19 protein-coding genes are annotated in these 20,808 nt (G+C 73.8%); 8 read left to right on the forward strand and 11 right to left on the reverse strand.

Translation table 11 applies throughout. The annotated features are described in order from the left end of the window. Positions 1–204: 204 nt before the first annotated feature. Complete coding sequence (locus ACZ6RT_RS05580) at positions 205–318, reverse strand: DUF397 domain-containing protein (protein WP_399194613.1); 114 nt, start codon at positions 316–318, stop codon at positions 205–207. 90 nt (positions 319–408) lie between these two features. Next, the gene (locus ACZ6RT_RS05585) at positions 409–1,230 is read right to left on the reverse strand and encodes an SAM-dependent methyltransferase (RefSeq protein ID WP_399194576.1); all 822 of its coding nucleotides are present in this window, start codon (positions 1,228–1,230) and stop codon (positions 409–411) included. A gap of 200 nt (positions 1,231–1,430) precedes the next feature. Here ACZ6RT_RS05585 and nadE point away from each other — a divergent pair, with 200 nt between their 5' ends. The 4 genes from nadE to ACZ6RT_RS05605 all read left to right on the forward strand — a co-directional run bounded on the left by nadE (position 1,431) and on the right by ACZ6RT_RS05605 (position 6,527). Beyond that, positions 1,431–2,282 carry an ammonia-dependent NAD(+) synthetase gene (gene nadE, locus ACZ6RT_RS05590; RefSeq protein WP_399194578.1) on the forward strand — a complete coding sequence of 284 codons (852 nt, stop codon included), beginning with the start codon at positions 1,431–1,433 and terminating at the stop codon, positions 2,280–2,282. A gap of 76 nt (positions 2,283–2,358) precedes the next feature. Then, a complete protein-coding gene (betA, locus tag ACZ6RT_RS05595; RefSeq protein ID WP_470152359.1) occupies positions 2,359–4,014 on the forward strand; it encodes a choline dehydrogenase in 1,656 nt (551 codons plus the stop codon). A gap of 192 nt (positions 4,015–4,206) precedes the next feature. Further along, positions 4,207–5,964: a PHP domain-containing protein gene (locus ACZ6RT_RS05600; RefSeq protein ID WP_470152360.1), complete on the forward strand. Its 1,758-nt coding sequence runs from the start codon at positions 4,207–4,209 to the stop codon at positions 5,962–5,964. Continuing rightward, positions 5,922–6,527 (forward strand): hypothetical protein, encoded by a 606-nt coding sequence (locus ACZ6RT_RS05605; RefSeq protein WP_470152361.1) that lies wholly within the window; start codon positions 5,922–5,924, stop codon positions 6,525–6,527. The genes ACZ6RT_RS05600 and ACZ6RT_RS05605 overlap by 43 nt, the downstream gene beginning before the upstream one ends. A gap of 138 nt (positions 6,528–6,665) precedes the next feature. Here the strand turns inward: ACZ6RT_RS05605 and ACZ6RT_RS05610 are convergent, their stop codons facing one another. From ACZ6RT_RS05610 to ACZ6RT_RS05620, 3 genes are all read right to left on the reverse strand, one after another. Next, the gene (locus ACZ6RT_RS05610; RefSeq protein WP_470152362.1) at positions 6,666–7,448 is read right to left on the reverse strand and encodes a phosphotransferase; all 783 of its coding nucleotides are present in this window, start codon (positions 7,446–7,448) and stop codon (positions 6,666–6,668) included. 43 nt (positions 7,449–7,491) lie between these two features. Beyond that, positions 7,492–8,106 (reverse strand): histidine phosphatase family protein, encoded by a 615-nt coding sequence (locus ACZ6RT_RS05615; RefSeq protein WP_399194587.1) that lies wholly within the window; start codon positions 8,104–8,106, stop codon positions 7,492–7,494. A gap of 178 nt (positions 8,107–8,284) precedes the next feature. Beyond that, the gene (locus ACZ6RT_RS05620) at positions 8,285–9,574 is read right to left on the reverse strand and encodes a PEP/pyruvate-binding domain-containing protein (RefSeq protein WP_470152363.1); all 1,290 of its coding nucleotides are present in this window, start codon (positions 9,572–9,574) and stop codon (positions 8,285–8,287) included. A 59-nt stretch (positions 9,575–9,633) separates the two neighbouring features. On the opposite strand from ACZ6RT_RS05620, the gene ACZ6RT_RS05625 reads away from it, so the two are divergent. The 3 genes from ACZ6RT_RS05625 to ACZ6RT_RS05635 all read left to right on the forward strand — a co-directional run bounded on the left by ACZ6RT_RS05625 (position 9,634) and on the right by ACZ6RT_RS05635 (position 12,103). Next, the gene (locus tag ACZ6RT_RS05625) at positions 9,634–10,029 is read left to right on the forward strand and encodes a DNA-binding protein (protein WP_470152364.1); all 396 of its coding nucleotides are present in this window, start codon (positions 9,634–9,636) and stop codon (positions 10,027–10,029) included. Next, the gene (locus ACZ6RT_RS05630) at positions 10,026–10,661 is read left to right on the forward strand and encodes a transcriptional regulator (protein ID WP_470152365.1); all 636 of its coding nucleotides are present in this window, start codon (positions 10,026–10,028) and stop codon (positions 10,659–10,661) included. Before ACZ6RT_RS05625 ends, ACZ6RT_RS05630 begins: the two co-directional genes overlap by 4 nt. Positions 10,662–10,957: 296 nt before the next feature. Next, the gene (locus ACZ6RT_RS05635; protein WP_470152366.1) at positions 10,958–12,103 is read left to right on the forward strand and encodes an alpha/beta hydrolase family protein; all 1,146 of its coding nucleotides are present in this window, start codon (positions 10,958–10,960) and stop codon (positions 12,101–12,103) included. 62 nt (positions 12,104–12,165) lie between these two features. On the opposite strand, the gene ACZ6RT_RS05640 is transcribed toward ACZ6RT_RS05635, so the two are convergent. Continuing rightward, positions 12,166–12,972, reverse strand: a complete 807-nt coding sequence (locus ACZ6RT_RS05640; protein ID WP_470152367.1) for an SDR family oxidoreductase — start codon at positions 12,970–12,972, stop codon at positions 12,166–12,168. A gap of 106 nt (positions 12,973–13,078) precedes the next feature. Between ACZ6RT_RS05640 and sigJ the strand changes: the two genes are divergently transcribed. Beyond that, a complete protein-coding gene (gene sigJ, locus ACZ6RT_RS05645; RefSeq protein WP_470152368.1) occupies positions 13,079–13,963 on the forward strand; it encodes an RNA polymerase sigma factor SigJ in 885 nt (294 codons plus the stop codon). A 281-nt stretch (positions 13,964–14,244) separates the two neighbouring features. Here sigJ and ACZ6RT_RS05650 read toward each other — a convergent pair whose 3' ends face one another. From ACZ6RT_RS05650 to ACZ6RT_RS05670, 5 genes are all read right to left on the reverse strand, one after another. Continuing rightward, on the reverse strand, positions 14,245–15,147 hold the full coding sequence (locus ACZ6RT_RS05650; protein ID WP_399194330.1) for an aldo/keto reductase: 903 nt from the start codon (positions 15,145–15,147) through the stop codon (positions 14,245–14,247). Between the two features lie 97 nt (positions 15,148–15,244). Then, on the reverse strand, positions 15,245–16,849 hold the full coding sequence (locus ACZ6RT_RS05655; RefSeq protein ID WP_470152369.1) for a WS/DGAT/MGAT family O-acyltransferase: 1,605 nt from the start codon (positions 16,847–16,849) through the stop codon (positions 15,245–15,247). Between the two features lie 187 nt (positions 16,850–17,036). After that, positions 17,037–18,224 carry a sulfite oxidase gene (locus tag ACZ6RT_RS05660; RefSeq protein ID WP_399194326.1) on the reverse strand — a complete coding sequence of 396 codons (1,188 nt, stop codon included), beginning with the start codon at positions 18,222–18,224 and terminating at the stop codon, positions 17,037–17,039. A 186-nt stretch (positions 18,225–18,410) separates the two neighbouring features. After that, positions 18,411–20,096 (reverse strand): DNA polymerase/3'-5' exonuclease PolX, encoded by a 1,686-nt coding sequence (gene polX / locus ACZ6RT_RS05665; protein ID WP_470152370.1) that lies wholly within the window; start codon positions 20,094–20,096, stop codon positions 18,411–18,413. A gap of 9 nt (positions 20,097–20,105) precedes the next feature. Then, a complete protein-coding gene (locus tag ACZ6RT_RS05670) occupies positions 20,106–20,768 on the reverse strand; it encodes a cupin domain-containing protein (RefSeq protein ID WP_399194322.1) in 663 nt (220 codons plus the stop codon). Positions 20,769–20,808: the final 40 nt, after the last annotated feature.

Genomic DNA, 20,808 nt, shown 5'->3' on the forward strand with positions numbered 1-20,808 from the left:
ACTCATCGTCGTCCTCAGCAGGAGGGCGGCTGTGCGCACGCCATTCCGGCTTCGTCGTCAAGGACGGAGATCAGTCGGTATCGGTATTCACCTGCCGCAGGCTGTGGAAGAAGGAGGCAGAGGAAGGCCCCAGCCTGACCGGCACCGTCAGGCTGAAAAAGGGCTCGGTGTTCGTACATCACCGGGCCGAGGTCACAGGCGCTGTCAGCCGAGGCCGAGACCGTCGGTCCTCACGCGGTCGAGGAAGGTGCCCCACTCGGCGGAGGTGAACAGGAGCGCGGGACCGCCGGTGTCCTTGGAGTCGCGTACGGCGACCAGGCCGGTGGCGTTCCCGAGCCCCGTCCGCTCACCGTCGGCCGGTCGGACCCGGCGGGGGACCGATCGGCGGCCGTGACGCGTACGCGGCCGTCAGGGCTTGCGCGCGATCCCCACGTAGCCCATCCGGGCCATCTCCTCGTCGACCTGCAGCTCCGTGTCCGGGTCGGAGAACGGCTCGATGCCCTCCGCGTTCCGGCCGTTGACGAGGCCCGGGGGGATGAGCTCGAAGTCGCCGAAGAACCGGGCGATCTCCTCGCCCGTACGGGGGCAGAACGGCGTGTTCGCCTTCTGGTAGAACTCGCTGATCCGGGCGGTGCGCTCGGGGGCGGCGTCGCTGCCGACGTGGGAGACGGCCAGGTAGCTTCCGGGCGCCACGGCCTCGCGGTAGGCGGCGACGAACGCCTGCGGGTCGTCCTCGTCGGAGATGAGGTGCAGCAGGAACATCATCAGGACCGCGACGGGCCGGTCGAAGTCGATGAGCTCGCGCACCTCGGGGTCGCCGAGGATGCTCCCGGGGTCGCGCACGTCCCCCTGGACCATGGCCACCCCGTCGCCCCCGGCGAGCAGGGCGCGGCCGTGCGCGCAGACCACGGGGTCGTGGTCGACGTAGACCACGCGCGCGTCCGGGGCCAGCCGGAGGGCGACCTCGTGCACGTTCTGCTGCGCGGGCAGCCCCGAGCCGAGGTCGAGGAACTGCCTGACGCCCTTGCCGATGAGGTACTCCACCACCCGGCCGATCAGCCTGCGGTTCTCCCGGGCGCCGTCACGGGTCTCGGGGAGCACGCTGAGCACCATCTCGGCGAGCTCCCGGTCGGCCCGGAAGTTGTCCTTGCCGCCGATGAAGTAGTCGTACATCCGGGCAGCGTTCGGGATGTGCGGATCCACCCCCTGGGGCGCCTGCTCCTTCGTCATCAGCGTCCTGCCGTCTGTCTCGTCTCCGCGTGCTGAACTCCGTCATGATCCCGTTGTTTTCCGGCGAACGCCACCTTTTCGGGTGGTGTATCTCACGGTGAGAGCACCCTGACCCGCCGTGGTGATCCCGGCGGGCCGCTCCGCGGGCTCGGCCCGAACCCGTTTCCTCGCGGCCCGATTCCGGTCGGTAAGGTACACGGATGGCGAACGTAAGGAAGCAGATTCTCACCGAGTTCGGCGTCAAGGCGACCATCGTCCCCGAGGTCGAGATCAGGCAACGGGTCGACTTTCTCAAGGACTACCTGCGGTCGACCCCGGCCAAGGGTTACGTGCTCGGGATCAGCGGCGGCCAGGACAGCACGCTGGTCGGCAGGTTGTGCCAGCTCGCCTGCGAGGAGCTGCGCGCCGAGGGGCGTGAGGCCACCTTCGTCGCGGTACGGCTTCCCCACGGCGTGCAGGCCGACGAGCACGACGCCCAGATCGCGTTGGAGTTCATCCGGCCCGACCGGTCGATCACGGTGAACATCAAGCCGAGCGCGGACGCCGTCTCCGCTCAGACGGCGCTGGGCCTGCGGGAGCTCAAGGGCGACGGGTTCGAGCTGAGCGACTTCGTGCGCGGCAACGTCAAGGCCCGCGAGCGCATGGTGGTCCAGTTCGCGATCGCCGGACAGCTGGGCCTGCTCGTCGCGGGCACCGACCACGCGGCCGAGGCGGTGACCGGCTTCTACACCAAGTACGGCGACGGCGGCGTGGACGTCACCCCGCTGACCGGGCTGAACAAGCGTCAGGGCGCCGCCCTGCTGCGGGAGCTGGGAGCACCGCCGAGCACCTGGGAGAAGGTGCCGACCGCCGACCTGGAGGAGGACCGGCCCGCCCTGCCCGACGAGGTGGCGCTCGGCCTGACGTACGCCCAGATCGACGACTACCTGGAGGGTGCCGAGATCGCGCCGGAGGCGGCGGCGAAGCTGGAGGCGCACTACCTCGCGACCCGGCACAAGCGGACCGTTCCGGTCGGCCCGTCCGACGACTGGTGGCGGACCACGGACGCGTGACCGTCGGCCGTCCTCGTTGCGTACGGCGCACCCTGTCGCGCCGTACGCTTTACGTCCGCCTGCCTATCCTCCTGAGATGAGGGGGGCGGCCGTGTACGACTTCGTCATCGTCGGGGGTGGTTCGGCGGGGTGCGCGCTCGCCAACCGGCTGTCGGCCGACCCCGCCAACCGCGTGCTGGTGCTGGAGGCGGGCCGCCCGGACCATCCCTGGGACGTCCTCATCCACATGCCGGCGGCCCTGCCCTTCCCGATCGGGAACCGCTTCTACGACTGGAAGTACGTCTCCGAGCCCGAGCCGCACATGAACGGCCGCCGGATCTACCACGCCCGGGGCAAGGTGCTGGGCGGCTCCAGCAGCATCAACGGAATGATCTTCCAGCGGGGCAACCCCCTGGACTACGAGCGCTGGGGCGCCGATCCGGGGATGGGGGCCTGGGACTTCGCGCACTGTCTGCCGTACTTCAGGCGCATGGAGAACTGCGTGGCCGCCGACCCCGGCGATCCGATGCGCGGCCGGGGCGGACCGCTGGTGCTGGAGCGCGGGCCGGTGCGCAACCCGCTGTTCGGGGCCTTCTTCGAGGCGGTGCAGCAGGCCGGGCACCCGCTGACCGACGACGTCAACGGCTACCGCCAGGAGGGCTTCGCCCGCTTCGACCGCACCATCAGCGCCGGACGACGCCTGTCGGCCGCCCGTGCCTACCTGCACCCGGTCGGGAGACGCCCCAACCTGGAGGTCAGGACGCGGGCGTTCGTCACCCGGATCCTCTTCGAGGGCGGGCGCGCCGTCGGCGTCGAGTGCGGCGGCCGGACGGTCCGCGCGGGCGAGGTGATCCTGTGCGGCGGCGCGTTCAACTCCCCGCAGCTGCTCCAGCTCTCCGGGGTGGGGAACGCGGCCGAGCTGGAGGCCCTCGGCGTCGACGTCGTGCACCACCTGCCGGGCGTCGGCGAGAACCTCCAGGACCATCTGGAGGTCTACATCCAGTACGCCTGCGGGCGGCCGGTGTCGCTGCAACCGGCGATGAGGTGGCGCAACCGGCCGTGGATCGGCGCGCGCTGGCTGTTCCTGCGCAGCGGTCCCGGCGCGACCAACCACTTCGAGGCGGGCGGCTTCGTCCGGAGCAACGACGAGGTCGACTATCCCAACCTGATGTTCCACTTCCTGCCCGTCGCGGTCCGCTACGACGGCTCCGCGCCCGCGGGCGGGCACGGCTACCAGGTGCACGTCGGGCCGATGTACTCCGACGCGCGCGGCTCGGTGAAGATCACCAGCACCGACCCCCGGGTGCACCCGGCGCTGCGCTTCAACTACCTGTCCACCGCGCGGGACCGGCGCGAGTGGGTGGAGGCCGTCCGGATCGCGCGCGACATCCTGAACCGGCCCGCCATGGACGCCTTCAACGCCGGGGAGATCTCACCCGGCCCCGGGGTCGAGACCGACGAGGAGATCCTCGACTGGGTGGCCAGGGACGGAGAGACCGCGCTGCACCCCTCGTGCACCGCGCGGATGGGCGTCGACGCCATGTCCGTGACGGACCCGCTCTCCCTGCGGGTGCACGGCCTGGAGGGACTGCGCGTGGTGGACGCCTCGGTGATGCCGTACGTGACCAACGGCAACATCTACGCGCCGGTCATGATGGTGGCGGAGAAGGCGGCCGACCTGATCCTGGGCAACACCCCGCTCGCGCCCGAGCACACCCCCTTCCACCGGCACCGCGGCGAGCCCGCCCGCTGACCGCGTCCGCCGACCGCATCCACTCACCTCGGATGACCGCGCCTGCCGACCCCGCCCCGTGATCCCGCCCGACGGCCCCGTCCGGCGGTCGGACGTCGGTATTTTCCCTCTTGAGGGATATATAGCGTTAATGAGTGATTCAGGTGGTTTTGCAAGGGTCCACGGGTAGCCGGAGCGCTCTCTCCGGCGGGGATGGAAAGGCACACCATGGGCCACGGGCACGATCACCCTCACGATCACACTCATGCTCACCCGCACGACCACACTCACGGTGCCGGGCACGCCCTCGACCAGGGCGACACGGCGCCGGTCGTCGACCTCTCGGTTCCCGACGCCGAGCTCTCTCCCGGCCAGCTCTCGCGGCGCCAGATGTTCCGCCGCGCGGGACTGCTGGGCGCCGGCCTGAGCGCGGCCGGCGTCCTCGGCGCGCAGGGCCAGGCCGCCGCGGCCGCCACCGGCACGCGGACCCCGCACGGCCCCGAGCCCCGCGACGGCTACCTCTGGCTCGCCGGCGACCACCACATCCACACCCAGTACAGCTCCGACGGGATCTACAAGGTCAGTGACCAGGTCCGGCACGGGAACGCGTACGGGCTGGACTGGATGGTCATCACCGACCACGGGGGCGCCACCCACGCCAAGATCGGTGTCGACAAGGTCAACCCCGACATCGTCGCCGCGCGGCAGGCCGTCAGGGACACCCTGGTCTTCCAGGGACTGGAATGGAACATCCCGGGCGCCGAGCACGGCACCGTGTTCGTGGCCCCCGGCCGGGGCGAGGTGGACACCCTCAAGGAGTTCGAGAACTCCTTCGACGGCTCGGTGAAGGGCGCCTCGGCCTCCACCCCGCAGAACGAGGCCCTGGCCATCGCCGGGCTGAACTTCCTGGCCGACGCCGTCAGGCGCCGTCGCGTCGGGGACGCGCTGTTCCTCGCCAACCACCCCTCGCGCAAGGGGCTCGACTCCCCGCACGAGATCCGAGGCTGGCGCGACGCCCAGCCGGACATCGCCGTCGGCATGGAGGGAGCGCCGGGCCACCAGGCCGCGGGCATCCCCAAGCCGCACGGGCCGGGCGGCGGACGCGGCTTCTACGACAGCAACCCGGGCGCGGACTCCTTCCCCGCCTACCCCGCCGAGAGCTACAAGACCTTCGGCGGCTTCGACTGGATGACCGCGACCGTCGGCGGCCTCTGGGACAGCCTGCTCGCCGAGGGCAAGAGCTGGTGGATCACCGCCAACTCCGACTCGCACTCGGTCTACGCCGACACGACCGACCGCGGGCCGGGCGGGGACTTCAACGCCGACGGCAGGTACGAGGACCCCGTCTACCGGGGCACTCCCAACCTGACGGCCGGTGACTTCTGGCCCGGGTACTACAGCCGCACCCACGTCGGCGCCAGGAACTTCTCCTACACCGCGGTCATGGACGCCATCCGCGAGGGCCGCGTGTGGGTGGACCACGGCGGCCTCATCAGCGGCCTGGTCGTGCGCGCGCGGCAGGCCGACAGGGGACAGCGCGGCGTCTCGCTCGGCGACACCCTGCACATCCGCAAGGGCGCCAAGGTCGAGCTCAACATCGAGATCACGCTGGCGAACCGGCCGAACTGGGCGCAGTACGTCCCGGCCCTGGCCCGCGTGGACGTCATCCAGGGCGACGTCACCGGACCCGCGTCCGACCGGGACGTCTTCACGACCCCGGCCACCAAGGTCGTGACCTCCTTCGAGGTCGGCAAGAACACCGGGACCGTGAGGTTCACCTACCGGCTCGGCGCCGTCGACCGGCCGGTCTACGTGCGGCTGCGGGGCACCGACGGCAACCGCAGCGCCCCCGGGCTGCTCGGCGCGGCGATCGACCCGGCCGGACCGCGGATCGACGTCTTCGGCGACGCCGACCCGTGGAAGGACCTGTGGTTCTACAGCAACCCGATCTGGGTCGTGCCGCGCGGATGATCATCGGCCTCGACGGAGGCTCGCGGACGGTCGCGGAGGCCGAGCACCTTCTCCACCGGGTGGTGGAGACGCTCGGCCTCCCGGACGGCATCGTGGGCTGCACGCACTTCGTACGCGTCGCGGACGGCACGCCGCACGTGGCCTGCTCGCTCGCCGTCCGGGAGACGATCGACCTCGCGGCGCTCTCCGCGCTCCCCGACGGGGTGGGGGCCGCGTCCGGCGAGGACCGTACCGGGCCCGAGGAGGCGGCGCGGGGCGCCGCGCTCGCCGCGGCCGCGCACGCCGCCGGGTCCGGAGGGCGCCTGGTCGTGTACCCGGGCCGGGCGGAGCTGACCGGCACGCTCAGCGTGGCCGAGATCCTGGCCCGTTCGGCGATCGACCGGGTCGCCGTGCTGGCCCAGGCCGAGGAGCCGTCACCGGACACCCTCGTCACGACCGGCGACCACGTACGGCCGCAGCTGCGCGACGGGCGCGTGGTCCTGCTGACCATGCCCGCCGCGGACGGGCGCCTCATGCCCGCCGAGGTACGCGACCCGACGCCCTGCTGCGCCGACCACGGCTGAGACGGCGCGCCCGGGGCCGTGAACCGCGGGCCCGGCCCGGGGTCCCGGATCGGGGTCCCGGATCGGCGGGCGACACGGCCGATCCGGGGTGCCCGCCGATCCGGGATGCCCGGTGTCACGACCGGCCGCTCCCCGGTGTCACCCAGGGTCCGGGGACCACGGGAAGCCGGCCAGCTCCTCCACGGCCGTCTCCAGCGCGGCGTCGACGCCGTGTTCCACCATGGCACGGTAGGCCGGGTCGCCCGCCGCCGCGGTGCGCCGGATGCCCTCCGCCGAGGCGCTCACCCGCCGCCGGACGGTGTCGACGAACTCCCCGGCCGGTCCGCTCCAGCCGTAGGCGTCGAGGAACAGCCGCAGCCTCCGGGGCCTGTCGGCGAACGCGGTGAAGCCCTCCGCCGCCACGACGTGACGGGCGTGCAGCGGCACCCAGGCGAAGGCGGTGAAGGCGAGGTCCCACTCCGGCGTGACCGGAGCGGCGAAGTCCCAGTCGAAGAAGCCGACGAGGCGCCCGTCGGCCCAGGCCGCGTTGTAGGGAGCGGCGTCGTTGTGGCCGACGATCATGCCGGGCCGCCAGACGCCCCCCTCGCGCCAGACCGCGTCCGCGGGAGGGACGAAGCCCGCCACGGCGGCGTGGAAGTCGCGAAGCCAGCGGCCCACCTGGCGGAGCGCGTCGTCGCCGTGCACCCAGCCGGGCCACGGCCGTGCGGTCCCGACCACGTCACCGGGCAGGAAGGAGAGCACCTCCCGGCCCTGCTCGTCGAATCCCAGCGCCCGTGGGGCCCCGGCGAAGCCGACGGTCTCCAGGTGCCGGAGCAGCGCGTGCACGGAGGGCGTCCAGGGACCCGGGACACGGCGGACGGTGTCACCGACCCGGACCGCTCCGCCGGTGTTCCCCCCGGGGAGTCTGTGCTCTTCGACCATGGTTCCATCCTGGCGCGCGGAGCGACCGGGCTCCACCGGGATCTCACGGCCTCACGCCGTCGGGGAACCCGGTCCAGCGCAGGTCGGCCGGGAGGTGGCCGGTGTCGTTGAACATCACGAGCGTCGGCGGCAGTTCGGGGCGGTAGTCGATGACCGTCAGCGCGGCGTTGGCGCTGTTCAGGCCGAGCCACCGGGAGGGCGGCGCGTCCAGGGCGTGCCGTACCAGCCACGCGATCGGGTAGGCGTGTGTCACCAGCACCTCATGGGTGTCGCGCCGGGCGCCCGCCGCGGTCGTGCCGGGGGGCCTCGCGAACCGGGCGACCAGGGCGTCGGCGAGCCTCAGGCCCGCGGCCGCCTCGGCGTCGTCGTAGCCGTCGAAGAATCCGGCCCAGGACGGGGGCGTCTCGGCCGCCCGGGGGACGTAGGGCACGTGGTCGACGAGTTCGGCGGCCTCGGCGACGGGCGCGTTCCGCAGGTGCCGGGCGAGTTCGTGCGCGCTGGCCGCGGCGCGCGGCAGCGGGGAGTGCCACACGGCGTCGATCGGCAGGCCGGCGAGCCGTTCGCCCAGCAGGCCCGCCTGCCGGTGGCCGATGCCGGTGAGGTTCCCGAACGCGTCGGCCGCGCCGTGTCGTGCCAGGTAGAGGTGTCGTGTGGTCATGAGCGGCCGGGGAGCGGTGCCCGCGTCGGCCCGCTCCCCGTCTCCTTCCGGTCCGAGGGCGGGGTGGGTGACGAGGGTGCGGTTCCCGGGTGACGGGGGTGCGGGTGCGGCTCCGGGGGACGGCCCGGGTGACGGCTTGCGGGGGACGGCTCCCCGGCCGGGCAGGGCGGGGAACCGGTCACGTGCCGGCCGCCGTGACGGTGCCGGCGGTGCCGTCGACGGTGACGGTGCCGCCGTCGTGGAGCGTGCCCGTCGCGTCCGGGACGCCGAGGACCGCGGGGATGCCGTGCTCGCGGGCGACGATCGCGGCGTGCGAGAGCACGCCTCCGGTCTCGGTGACCACACCGGCCGCGATGCGCAGCAGCGGCGTCCACGCGGGGTCGGTGAAGGGGCAGACGAGGACGTCGCCCGGGTGCACACGCGCGAAGTCGCCCAGGCCGCGGACGATCCGCGCGGGACCGGTCACCACCCCGCGGCTGCCCGGTGTCCCGGTCAGCGTGGGCGCGGCGGCCGGGGCGCGACCGGCGGGCGGGGGCCACTCCGGGAGCGCGGCGGTGACCGGCCGTGCCTGCAGGACCCACGGACGTCCGCCGGCGATCGCCCACTCGACGTCCTGCGGTCCACCGCGTACGGCGGCGATCTGTCCGCCCAGCCCGGCGAGGAGGACGGCGGTCGCGTCGTCGATCACCGGCCGGTCGCGGTCGCGGGCGGGCACGTCGGACGTGACGAGCCGCCTGCCGTGCCGGTCGAGGCGGGTCCGTTTGCGCGCGACCGTGCGGATGACCGACCCGTCCCCGGCGACGCGGTAGGCGTCAGGGGTGACCGTGCCGCCGACGACGCTGGGGCCGAGTCCCCAGGAGGCCTCGATGCGGACCGGATCGTTCGGGTCGGCGGGGGTGAACATGACCCCGGACACCTCGGCGTCCAGGTGGCGCTGCACGAGGACGGCCATGGCGAGGTCGGCGAAGGGCGGGCCGCCGCGACCGGAGCCGCCCGGGTGGCCGACGGCGCGCGGGCCGAACAGCGAGGCCCAGCAGGCGCGTACGGCGTCGGTGACCGCGCCGGCTCCGCGTACGGCGAGAAAGCTGTCGTGCAGGCCGGCCGCCGATGCGCTGCCGGTGTCCTCGTGCGCGGCGGACGACCTCACCGCGACGGACGGATCACCGAGCCCGTCGAGGGCGCGCCCGAGCGCGCCGGCCAGGGCGGCGTGGACCGGGCGGGTCCCGATCGCCCGCCGCACGACGTCGAGACGGTCCGGCCCGCCGGTGAACCGCTCCGGGTCCGGGTCCGAATCCGGGTCCGGGTCCGGGTCCAGGTCCCGGACGGCGGCGCGGTAGGCGGCGCGGTAGGCGGCGAACGGCACGACGAAGCCGTCGGGGACCGGCAGTCCCGCGCGGAGCAACGCGCCGAGCGCACCGGCCTTGCCCCCGCACGTCCCGGTGACGGCCGACCTGAGGGGTACGATCATCCATCCCGCCTTTCAACAAAATATTGACAACAATTTCTTGATTGTGGATCATGGAGGGCATGACGCGCAAGCAGGACATCACTCGCACCGGGCGCGCGGACCACGCCCAGGCCGACCGCGAGCACGACGCGGGCGAGCGCCTTCTGCGCCTGGGCGCGGACGCGCTCGACGCCCGTCCGTGGCGCCCCCCGCCGACCCCGCCGTCGGCGGTCGACCTCGTCCAGTTCGCCGTCTGGCGCAACGCGGACCTGGACCCGGAGGACGTCCTGAGCGCGCTGGCCCTCCTGCCCGCCGCGCACGCCGAGGTCGAAGGACTCGAGTCCGCCCTGCTGTTCATCGCCCGCGACGCCGGGCTGACCTGGGCACAGATCGCGAGCACGATGGGGTTCAACTCCCCCCAGGCGTGCCAGCAGCACTACACCCGCCTGGCGGCGCGGCGGGACGGCGGCTCGTGACGCGCGACTCCCCGCCCGGCCTGCTGGTCCTGCACGCGGTGCGCGTCCTCGGGTTCGCGGACACCCCGGCGGTCGCTCGGCGGTACGGGCTCGACCCGGCCCTGACCGAGGAGCTGCTGCGCGACGCCGAGGCGCACGGACACGTCGGGTACACCTCCTTCGGCGGCACCGCGGGCTGGTCGCTGACCGAAACGGGCCGGGCCGAGAACGAGCGGCTGCTCGCGGCCGAGCTCGCACGCGCCGGCGGCGCCGACGAGGTCCTGGACGTCCACCGCGCGTTCCTCCCGCTGAACGCCCTCCTGCTGCGGGCCTGCACCGACTGGCAGCTCCGGCCCGTCGCCGGCGACCGGCTCGCCGTCAACGACCACGGCGACCCCGCCTGGGACGCCAGGGTCCTCGACGAGCTCGCCGGCATCGCCCGCGCGCTCGTACCGCTGGCCGGCCGGCTCGGGAACGTCCTGAGACGGCTGGGCGGGTACGATACCCGGTTCGCCGCGGCCCTGGCGCGCGCCCGGGCCGGGGAGGGCGCCTGGGTGGACCGCACCGACGTCGACTCCTGCCACCGCGTCTGGTTCCAGCTCCACGAGGACCTGATCGCCACCCTCGGCCTCGACCGGAACGCGCGCTCCTGACCCGGCCCCGGGCTGCTCCTCCTTCGTCGCGACCGGTCGTGACGTCGGACGACACGGATCGGCGGCGCTCGTCCCCGTGCGGTCGTCGCCGGTCTTGCGAGCCGGGAGAACGCGAGCGACGGCACGTCGACGAAGGGTGCGGGGGCTGAGGAAAGTTGACGCTCCTCCCTCGGCTCTTGTAGGAAGGGGATCGTGCAGGAAAGCGCTATCCGATCGCGTACAGCCGGAGGTCCCTGATGACGAGCCGTCCCGGAGCCCTCCGGGGCCGTGGTGCCCGCGCCGCGGCCGGTTGAGCGGTGCCGTCCGACGCCGCTCGTGACCACGCGGACCCGCGCCGCCTGCGGCACCTCGGGGAGTTCTCCGGGCTGGCCGACATCGCCGCCGCCCAGCGCGGCCTGTTCCCCCCGCCGGGCCCGCGGCTGAGCGAGCGGGCGCGCGACGTCCTGGGCGTGCTCGACCTGACCGCGTCGAGCGTGCGCACCGAGCGCACCTGGACGGCGGGCGACCTGTCCGGCGAGGAGGTCTCCTGGGACGTCGGGTTCGGCCCCAGGACCCGTGCCTACGTGCTGCGTCCCCGCGAGGCGGGCGGCGCGGCGCTGCCGGGCGTCGTCGCACTGCACTGTCACGCCGGGATGAAGTGGGCGGGCAAGGAGAAGATCGCCGACGGTCCGCAGGGGCCCTCACCGGAGGTGGCGAGGCTGCGGGCCGCGATCTACGACGGCAGGGCCTGGGCGGGGGAGCTGGCCCGGCGGGGGTTCACCGTGCTGGTGCCCGACGTGCTGGGCTGGGGCAGCCGCCGGATCCCGCTCGCCGACATGCCCGAGAACGTCGTCGGCGCCCCCGGCGACGATCCCGGGCTCGGAGAGGCCGACCGCTACGACGCCGCGGCCGGGCGGTACGAGAACGTCCTGGCCAAGTACTGCACGGTGCTCGGCACCTCCTACGCGGGCGTCGTCGCGGGGGAGGACCTGGCCGCGACCGCCTACCTGCGCTCGCGCCCCGACGTCGGGCCCGTGGGATGCGCCGGGTTGTCGGGCGGCGGGCTGCGCGCCACCCTGCTCGGCGCCTTCGACCCCGGCGTGCGGGCGGTCGCCGTGGTCGCGATGATCTCTTCCTACCGGGACCTGCTGGACGGGTACGTCGCGCGCCACACGTGGATGCTGTACCCGCCGGGGCTGTCCCGGCTCTGCGACCTGCCCGACCTGGTCGCCTGCGCCTTCCCCCGGCCCCTGCTGGTCTGGTACGCCGAGCAGGACGAGATCCTCCCGCCGAGCGGGATGCGCCGCGCCCACACGATGATCGCGGCCCGCTACCGGAGTTCCCCGCGGGAGTACACGGGCGTGTTCGCCGAGGCGGGACACGCCTTCGGTCTCGGCGCGCAGGAGCGGGTCTTCGGCTGGCTCTCCTCACACCTGGACGCGGGCGGGGACGTGCCACGGTAGCGGCCGACGACGACCGGGGGCGGGCGGTTACGGGCGGGGAAGGCCGGGGGGCGACGCGGGGGTCAGCCCCTTCCGGGAAGGGCCGCCTCCGGCCGGCCGGGCCGGCCCGGCCGTACCCGTTCGGCCAGGAAGTCCTCCCAGGTCCGGGTGCCCAGGACGGCCCCCCGGAGGGTGAGGTTGTCCCCGGCCCGGTAGGCGCGTCCGGCCTTTCCCGGCATCCGGACCGGCACCGTCGGCCGGCGCCCGCCGCGCGCCCTCAGGTACCCGCGGCTCAGCTCGTCCAGCCCGTACACCCCGGGCCCGGCCAGGTCGGGCACCAGGCCGGCCGGCTCGCCGAGCGTCAGTTCCGCCAGGTGGGCCGCCACGTCGCGCGCGTCGACCGGCTGGAACCGGAGCCCGCCCGGGATCGGTATCACCGGCAGCGCCGCCATCTTCCGCACCACGTTCAGGACCAGGTCGTGGAACTGGGCGGCCCGCAGCGTCGTCCACGGCAGCCCGGAGCCGGCCACGGCCCGCTCCGCGTCCAGCTTGGACCTCATCCAGGCCAGCGGAACCCGGTCCGCGCCGATGACCGAGATGTACACCAGGTGCCGCGTCCCTGCCCGTGACGCGGCCCGGACCAGGTTCCGGGTCGCCTCGTCGTCGCCCTTGGGACCGCCCGCGAGGTGCAGGACGATCCCGGCCCCGTCGACCGCGCGCCCGACGCCGTCGCCGGTGAGCAGGTCGCCGGTGACGTACTCGACGCCGTTCCCGCTCTCGTGGTCGTGCCTGCTGAGCACCCGCACCTCCCGGCCCGCGTCCCGCAGGAGCGGCACCACGAGGCGCCCGAGCGTGCCCGTGCCACCGGTGATCAGAATGGGTGAGGTCATGTGGTCTCTCCGAACTCGTCGTTCCGGGAGTTCGTCCTCCCGGTCACATCGGCGGGGTCGCGCGTGTCTACCCTTACGACCCCACCCGAGGAAGGAACGTGACACGGTGGACGAGCGCGAGTGGCTCAGCGAGCGGTTCGAGGAGCACCGGACCCGGCTGCAGGCCGTGGCCTACCGGATGCTCGGCTCGGTGAGCGAGGCCGAGGACGCCGTGCAGGACGCCTGGCTGCGCCTCGGCCGCGCCGACACCGGCGAGGTGCGCAACCTCGGCGCGTGGCTGACGACCGTCGTGGCCCGGGTCTGCCTGAACGTGCTGCGCTCGCGCGAGCGGCGGCGCGAGGACCCGCTCGGGGTGCGCATGCCCGACCCGATCGTCGGCCACGAGGACGGGACCGGCCCCGAGGGGGAGGCGGTGCTGGCCGACTCGGTCGGGCTGGCGCTGCTGGTGGTGCTGGAGACGCTGACCCCGGCCGAGCGGCTCGCGTTCGTGCTGCACGACATGTTCGCCGTGCCGTTCGAGGAGATCGCCCCGATGATCGACCGGTCCCCGGCCGCGGCGCGGCAGCTCGCGAGCCGCGCCCGCCGCAGGGTGAGGGGACAGGCCCCGGTTCCCGACCCCGACCTCGCCCGTCAGCGTGACGTCGTCGACGCGTTCTTCGCCGCCGCCCGCGACGGCGACTTCGGCGCGCTCGTCGCCGTGCTGGACCCCGGCGTCGTGCTGCGCTCCGACGGCGGCGCCGCGCGGGCCCGGCACACGGTCGTGATCACCGGTTCCCGGAACGTGGCCGAGCGGGCGCTCACCTTCGGGCGGCTCTTCCCGCTCGCGCGACCGGCGCTGGTCAACGGGGCCGCCGGGGTCGTCGTCGCCGCGCACGGCAGGCCGCTGTCCGTCATGGCCTTCACCGTCACGGGCGGGAGGATCCTCGCCATCGACGTGCTGTCCGACCCGGAACGCCTGGACCGGCTCGATCTGGCGGTCCCCGGGTCCTGAGCACCCGCCGGCGGGACGTCCTCCGGTACGGGCAGGCGGGACGTCCCCGGTGCCCGTAGGCGGGACGTCCCCGTTACGCGCAGGCGGGAGGTCTCCCGGTGCGCGGGGGAAGGGGGGGGGGGGGGGGGGGGGGGGGGGGGGAGACCCCCCCCTCTCCCTCCCCCCCCCCCCCCCCCCTTCCCCCCCCCCCCCCCCCCCCCCCCCCCCCCCCCCCCCCCCCCCCCCCCCCCCCCTTCCCCCCCCCCCCCCCCCCCCCCCCCCCCGCTCGTCTCACCCGCCGGTCAGCGGGACGCCTCGTCCAGCAGGGCCAGCTCGTCCTCCGACAGCGTCAGGTCGGCCACCGCCAGCAACGGCCGCAGCTGCTCGACGTTGCGGGCGCTGGCGATCGGCGTGGCCACCGTGGGCTGGGCGGCCAGCCACGCGAGCGCGACGGTGGCGGGGGCGACGCCGTGCGAGGCGGCCACCTTGTCCAGCGCGTCCAGGACCCGCGGGCCCCGCTCCGACTCCAGGTACTCCGCCGCCTTCGCCGCCCGGGGGCTGTCCACGGTGACCCCGGGACGGTACTTGCCGGTCAGGAAGCCACGGGCCAGGCCGTAGTAGGGCGTGCTGGTCAGCCCCTGCTCGATGACCACGTCGCGCAGGGCCCCCTCGTAGTCGCGTTCGAGGAGGTTGTAGTGCTGCTGCAACACCCCGTAGCTGGCCAGGCCGTCCCGCTCGGAGATCCGCATCGCCTCACTGAGGCGCTCCGCGCCGTAGTTCGACGCGCCGATGTTGCGGACCTTGCCCTCGGTGACCAGCTCGTCGAACGCGCCGAGGGTCTCCTCCAGGGGCGTGTCGGCGTCGTCGACGTGGGCCCAGTACAGGTCGATGTGGTCGGTGCCCAGCCGGCGGAGCGAGTCCTCGGCCGCCGCGCGGATGTTGGCCGCCGACAGGCCGGGCCGCTCGCCCCACATGCCCACCTTGGTGGCGACCACGATCCGGTCGCGGTTACGGCGCGAGGCCATCCACTCGCCGACGATGGTCTCCGACACCCCGCCGGAGTAGAGGTCCGCGGTGTCGACGAGGTTGCCGCCCGCCTCGGCGTAGGCGTCCAGCACCGCGAACGAGTCGTCTCGATCCGCGGTCCAGCCGAATACGTTGCCGCCGAGGCAGAGAGGGAACAGGTTCAGCTCAGAAAAGCTCATGGGCTAACTCTATTTCGCGAATAATCGCGCGGTTGCCGGGCATCGGCGACGACCGGCCCCGCGAGCCGCGCTTCCACCCCGGACGCCACGACATGACCTACCGGAACAGGGAGGCGTCCCCGCCGCCGAGGTCGGCAGGGGCTCGCCGGCCCCCCGTCTGCGGGAGGTCCCCCAGCTCGTCCATGGCCTCCCGCAGATGGTCCATCAGCCGCCACACGTCGGACACCCGGTCCGGGCAGGACAGGATGCCGAAGTCGAGCGAGCCGTCGTAGGAGAAGCAGGTGATGCTGACCCCGCCGCTCACGTCGGTCAGCACCGACATGGGGTGGTAGGCGAGCACCCTGGCCCCGCACAGGTAGAGCGGGAGCTGCGGGCCGGGCACGTTCGAGACGATCAGGTTGACCGGCGGCAGCACGATCGAGGCCAGCCGGAACACCGCGGAGGTCGCCAGCGCGGTGACGGCGGCCGGCAGCATCGACGACAGCTCGCCCAGCCACCCCGCGGGGGAGCCGGCGAAGCGCCGCTTGGCCGCGCGCATCGTGCCCGCCATGACCCGCAGGCGCTCGCGCGGGCAGGCCAGATCGGTCGGGATGGGGGTGACCATGACGGAGATCTGGTTGCCCAGCCGCCCGCACCCGCCGTCGCGGAGCGCGACCGGGACCGCGGCGATCAGCGGCCGGTCGGGGAGGGCGTCGCGCTCGCGCAGCCAGGCGCGCAGCGCCGAGGCGCAGAGCGTCATGACCACGTCGTTGACGCTGGCCCCCGCGTCCTTGGCGATCCGCTTGACGTCCGCGAGCGGGATCGACCCGAAGGCGAAGCGCCGCTCGGCGCCGATCGGGCCGTTGAACGGCGTGCGCGGTGCCGCCAGCACGGGCAGCTCGGGCAGCTCCTCCATCCTTCCGGTGACCATCCGGGTGGCCGCCGCGGCCACCTGCCGGGCGCCCGGCAGCGCCGAGGCCAGCGGCATCGTGTCGAGCTCGGCCGCCATGCGGCCCAGCGAGTACAGCGTCCGGGCCGGTTGCAGCACCGTCCTGACCATCGCCCCGGCGAGCATCCCGGCCAGGCCGGGGGCGGTGGTCGCCGGCGCGGCCGGGGGCGCGGGCGGCTCGACGGCGCGCGGCTCGGGCGTCAGGTCCAGCAGCGCGGCGATCGTCTCCGCCCCGGACACGCCGTCGATGGCGCAGTGGTGGACCTTGGCGTAGAGGGCGACCCGGCCGCCGGTCAGGCCGTGGATCAGGTGCATCTCCCAGAGCGGGCGGCGCCGGTCGAGGTGCCGCTCGTGGATCCGGGCGACCTCCTCGGCGAGCCGGGCGTCGTCACCCGGCGGCGCGAGGGTCACCTCGTGGACGTGATCGGCCACGTCGACGCCGGTGTCCTCGGTCCAGTACGGCCGGTCGAGGCCGAACGGCACGGTGACCAGCCGCATCCTCAGCGCCGGGGTCAGGTGCAGCCGCTCGCGCAGCAGCTCGATCAGGCGCTCGCGGGTGACGGCCCCGGAGCCCCCGGAGCCCTCGGCGTCCCCGGAGCCTGCCATGCTCTCGGGGCCCTCAGGGCCCTCTGGGCCCTCGAGGACTTCGGAGCCGCGGAAGCTCGCGGATCCCTCGGGGCACGGGGCGAGGACGGCCAGCCCCGCGACGTGGGCCGCGGTGGTCGCCGACTCGGCATGGAGGAACTGGGCGTCGAGCGCGGTCAGCTGGCGCATCGATCGAGCCTCCTGGAAGAAGGGGGAACACGCGTCGCCATCATCACCCCGGCACGTTTCCCTCTCGTTTCCCCCGCGGGACCGGGGCCGCCCTTCCGGGACGGCCGGACGGCCCGGCCGATCGTCACCGTGAGTATCATTCCCCTTTCGTTCCGTCACCATGCCTTCCGGGGGGCACGGGCCGGGATCATCCGTCCACGACGGTCACCGGGTGGCGGACGACGGCGTCGAAGAGGTAGCCGAAGTCGTTGTGCGGGGTGTGGTCGGGCTGGACGGCGCCGGTCTCGTCGGTGGCGCGGGCCAGCAGCAGGTGCGGGCCGGTCCGCTCCGGCCTCCAGACGACCTGCCAGCGGGTCCAGGCCGCCGCCGTGTTCGGGCCGCGCAACGCGACGCGCTGCCAGTGGGCGCCGCCGTCCAGGCTCACCTCCACGTCGGCGATCCGGCCGCCTCCCGACCAGGACCGGCCGCGCAGCACGTACGGCCGCCCCGCGGTCAGGGTGGCGTCCCAGGGCAGCTCGAACGCGCTCCTGACGCCCTGCACGGTCAGCGGGGGACCGCCCCCGGGCGGGTAGGCGTCGCCGAACATCCGGTAGAACTCGGTGTTCCACGGCGAGAACAGCGGTGCGGCGGAGACCTCGATGTCGCCGACCCACTTGATCGAGGCCAGGCCGATCCAGCCGGGGACGACCAGCCGTACCGGATGGCCGTGGTCGGGCGGGAGCGGCTCGCCGTTCATCTCGTAGGCCAGCAGGACGTCGTGCATCGCCTTGGCCACCGGGATCGGGCGGCGCACCCGCCCGAAGTCCACGCCGTCGTCGGTCACATAGGCGGGGTCGAGCCCGCGGGCCATCACGTCGACGGCGTCCGGGGTGATGCCGGACCGTTCCAGCACGGTGGCCAGCGGCACCCCGCGCCAGCGGGCCACCCCGATACCGCCCAGGCCCCAGGGGGTGCCCTCGGCTTCCCGGTGCTGCTGGGAGGCGAACAGGCTCCGCCCGTTGCCCGCGCACTCGATCGCCGCGTCGCGCGTCACCGAGGGCAGCGCGAGCAGTTCCCGGTAGCCGAAGCTCCGCGGGGCGGCCAGGCCGCTGCCGTGCAGGCGCAGCCGCCAGGACTCCGCGTCGACGATCGGGGTGCGGGTGTGGTTGCGCACGAAGAACCGCTCGTTGGGCACGTGGAAGCCGACGTCGCCCATGGCCTCCCAGCGCATCTCCGCGTTGGTCTCGTGCTCGGTGAACAGCTCCGGCGGCAGCGGCTTGACGATCCCCGAGGCCGGGCGCCCCTCCCGCGCGCCGCCGTCCTCGGTGGTCATCCCGTTCCCGCCCGCCCGGTCGCGACGGTAGGCGGTCTCCTGGCGGGTCTTGTCGTACGGCATCCGGCACCACCCCTTCTTCTACATCTATTTCCTACCAGGAAAGTCTGTAATAGCGAAGGGCGGAACACCGATGTCACCCCTCTCGTTTCGTCCCGGCCGGTGGACCCGGCCGCCCCGGCCGCCACGGCCTGCCCGGGGACGCGGGCAACGCGGGCAACGCGGGAGACGCAGGGGACGCCCGCCATCTCAGCGCCCCAGGAAGGCCAGCAGCCGTTCCAGCGGCCAGGCGTTGATCACGTCGTCGGCGGTGAGCCAGCCGCGCTGGGCGACGCCGACGCCGAAGCGCTGGTTGTCCAGGTGCGGCACCGCGTGGGCGTCGCTGTCGATGGAGAACCTCACCCCGTGGTGGTGCGCCAGCCGCACCAGGTCCGAGGGGAGGTCGGAACGGTCGGGGAAGGAGTCGATCTCCATCGCGGTGCCGGTGCGGGCCGCGGCGCGGAACACCTCGTCCCAGTCGGCGTCCACCGGCGGGCGGACGCCGATCCTGCGGGTGGTGGGGTGGCCGATGATGTGCACGTTCGGGTTCTCGCAGGCGGTGACGAACCGCCGGGTCATCTCCTCGCGCGACTGGTTGAAGTGCGAGTGCACGCTGGCCACGCAGACGTCGAACCCCTCCAGCACCTCGGCGGGCCAGTCGACCGAGCCGTCCGGGGCGATGTTCAGCTCGCTGCCGTGCAGCAGCCGCATGTCCGGATACCGCTCCTGCAGCGCGCGCAGCCGCGCCCGCTGCTCCAGGGCCTTGTCCAGGGTCATCCGCTGCATCGCCAGGTCGGGCGCGTGGTCGGTCACCGCGTAGTAGGAGTACCCGCGGGCGTGGGCGGCGGCGACCATGTCCTCCAGCGAGGCGATCCCGTCGGTCAGGTCGGTGTGGGTGTGCAGGTCGCCCCGCAGGTCCTCGACGGTCACCAGCACGGGCAGCTCGCCGGCGAGCGCGGCGGGGATCTCGCCGCCGTCCTCGCGCAGGGTCGGCGGGATCCACGGCATGCCGAACGCCGCGAAGACCTCCTCCTCGGTCGCGGCGGCGATCACCCGTTCCCCCTCGAACAGGCCGTACTCCGAGAGCTTCCAGCCCTTCTTCACGGTGATCTCCCGCAGGTGCACGGTGTGCTCCTTGGACCCGGTGAAGTACATCAGCGCGGCCCCCCACGACTCGGCGGGGATCAGGCGCAGGTCGACCTGGACGCCGTGGGCGGTGCGGATCGAGGTCTTCTTCGGGCCGGAGGCGACGACCTCCGCGACGTAGGGCTGCGCCTTGAAGTCGTCCATCAGCGACTCGGGGCCGACCGCGAGGACGTCGATGTCGCCGACGGTGTCCTTCATCCGGCGCAGCGACCCGGCGTAGGCGATCCGCTCGGCGCCCGGCAGTGAGGCGATCACCCGCTCGGCCAGGTCCATGGCCGTCCCGGTGTGCATCCTGGCGCTGTTCTCCGCCAGGTGCTCGACTCCCTTGAGGAGGTTCTCCACGGTCTTGGCGCCGAAGCCCTTGACCCCCTCCAGCCGCCCCTCCTCGATGGCCCTGGCCAGCGCCTCGGGGGAGTCGATGCCCAGTTCCCTGTACAGGAAGACGGCCTTCTTCGGCCCCAGCGAGGCCACCCGGGTCAGCCGCCGCACCCCCTGGGGGACCTTCTCGCGCAGCTCGTCGAGCTGGCGGAAGCCGCCCCGCCCCAGGTACTCCTCGACCTTCTTGGCGATCGCCTCGCCCACCCCGGGCACGCTCCGCACCGGTACGGTCGTGATGTCCTCGGCGAGGCCGGCGATCGCCTTGGCCGCCTTCTGGTAGCTGCGCACCCGGAAGGCGTCGCCGCCGTTCATCGCGAACAGCTCGGCGTACTCCTCCAGGGCGGACGCGACGTCGTCGTTAGCTCGTGCCATGCCCCCAGCCTAGAAGGCGGTGCCCTCCGGGGTGGGGTAGGTCAGCAGGTGGCCGCACATGCCGTCGCGGGGCACGGCGGGGACCCGGTCGACCCCGGCCTCGCGCAGGTGGCCGAGATCACCGGCGCGCAGGGCGTCCAGCCGCTCCCCGGTCTCCTGGGCGGCGCGCAGCGGCCCCTGGCGCCAGCGGGACTCGAAGGCGTCCAGCCGGGGCGCGAGCAGCCGCGCGGCGGCGTCCAGGAAGGCGGCGAAGGCGTCCCGGCCGCCGTCGCGGAGCGTGAGGAACCCCTCGACGGCCAGGTCCCGGCGCTCCTGCGGGTCCGAGCCCGCGGCCTCGGCGTACCGGCCGGGGTCGGCCAGGACGTCGGAGGGAAAGGTCAGGACGGCGTCACCGGCCTCGGGCAGGCCGCTGTTCTGCATCAGCACCACGATGCGCAGGCCCCCGTCGTTGACCAGGCGGTGGACGGTGCCGGGGGTGAACCGGACGACCTCGCCCGGGGCCAGCGAGGTCTCCCGGTAGCCGCTCCAGGTCAGGGTCTGCACGGTGCCGGAACCGGCCACCACCACGTACGCCTCGGAGCAGAGCGTGTGCAGGTGCGGGGAGCCGCCCCGCAGGCCGTCCGGGGCGGGCCCGTCGTAGACGGACAGGCCGCTCACGCCCACACCGAACACGGCTCCTCCTTCACGCTCGTCCCGCCCGCGCCGGTACCGG

The sequence above is a fragment of the Streptosporangium sp. NPDC050148 genome (assembly GCF_055586505.1).

Coding starts and splice junctions, on each gene's coding strand:
- ACZ6RT_RS05615 (WP_399194587.1), bottom strand. CDS start 8,106: ATGACCACACGACACCTCTACCTGGCACGACACGGCGCGGCCGACGCG.
- ACZ6RT_RS05625 (WP_470152364.1), top strand. CDS start 9,634: ATGACGCGCAAGCAGGACATCACTCGCACCGGGCGCGCGGACCACGCC.
- ACZ6RT_RS05620 (WP_470152363.1), bottom strand. CDS start 9,574: ATGATCGTACCCCTCAGGTCGGCCGTCACCGGGACGTGCGGGGGCAAG.
- nadE (WP_399194578.1), top strand. CDS start 1,431: ATGGCGAACGTAAGGAAGCAGATTCTCACCGAGTTCGGCGTCAAGGCG.
- ACZ6RT_RS05610 (WP_470152362.1), bottom strand. CDS start 7,448: ATGGTCGAAGAGCACAGACTCCCCGGGGGGAACACCGGCGGAGCGGTC.
- betA (WP_470152359.1), top strand. CDS start 2,359: ATGAGGGGGGCGGCCGTGTACGACTTCGTCATCGTCGGGGGTGGTTCG.
- polX (WP_470152370.1), bottom strand. CDS start 20,096: ATGGCACGAGCTAACGACGACGTCGCGTCCGCCCTGGAGGAGTACGCC.
- ACZ6RT_RS05650 (WP_399194330.1), bottom strand. CDS start 15,147: ATGAGCTTTTCTGAGCTGAACCTGTTCCCTCTCTGCCTCGGCGGCAAC.
- ACZ6RT_RS05600 (WP_470152360.1), top strand. CDS start 4,207: ATGGAAAGGCACACCATGGGCCACGGGCACGATCACCCTCACGATCAC.
- ACZ6RT_RS05655 (WP_470152369.1), bottom strand. CDS start 16,849: ATGCGCCAGCTGACCGCGCTCGACGCCCAGTTCCTCCATGCCGAGTCG.
- ACZ6RT_RS05640 (WP_470152367.1), bottom strand. CDS start 12,972: ATGACCTCACCCATTCTGATCACCGGTGGCACGGGCACGCTCGGGCGC.
- ACZ6RT_RS05585 (WP_399194576.1), bottom strand. CDS start 1,230: ATGACGAAGGAGCAGGCGCCCCAGGGGGTGGATCCGCACATCCCGAAC.
- ACZ6RT_RS05660 (WP_399194326.1), bottom strand. CDS start 18,224: ATGCCGTACGACAAGACCCGCCAGGAGACCGCCTACCGTCGCGACCGG.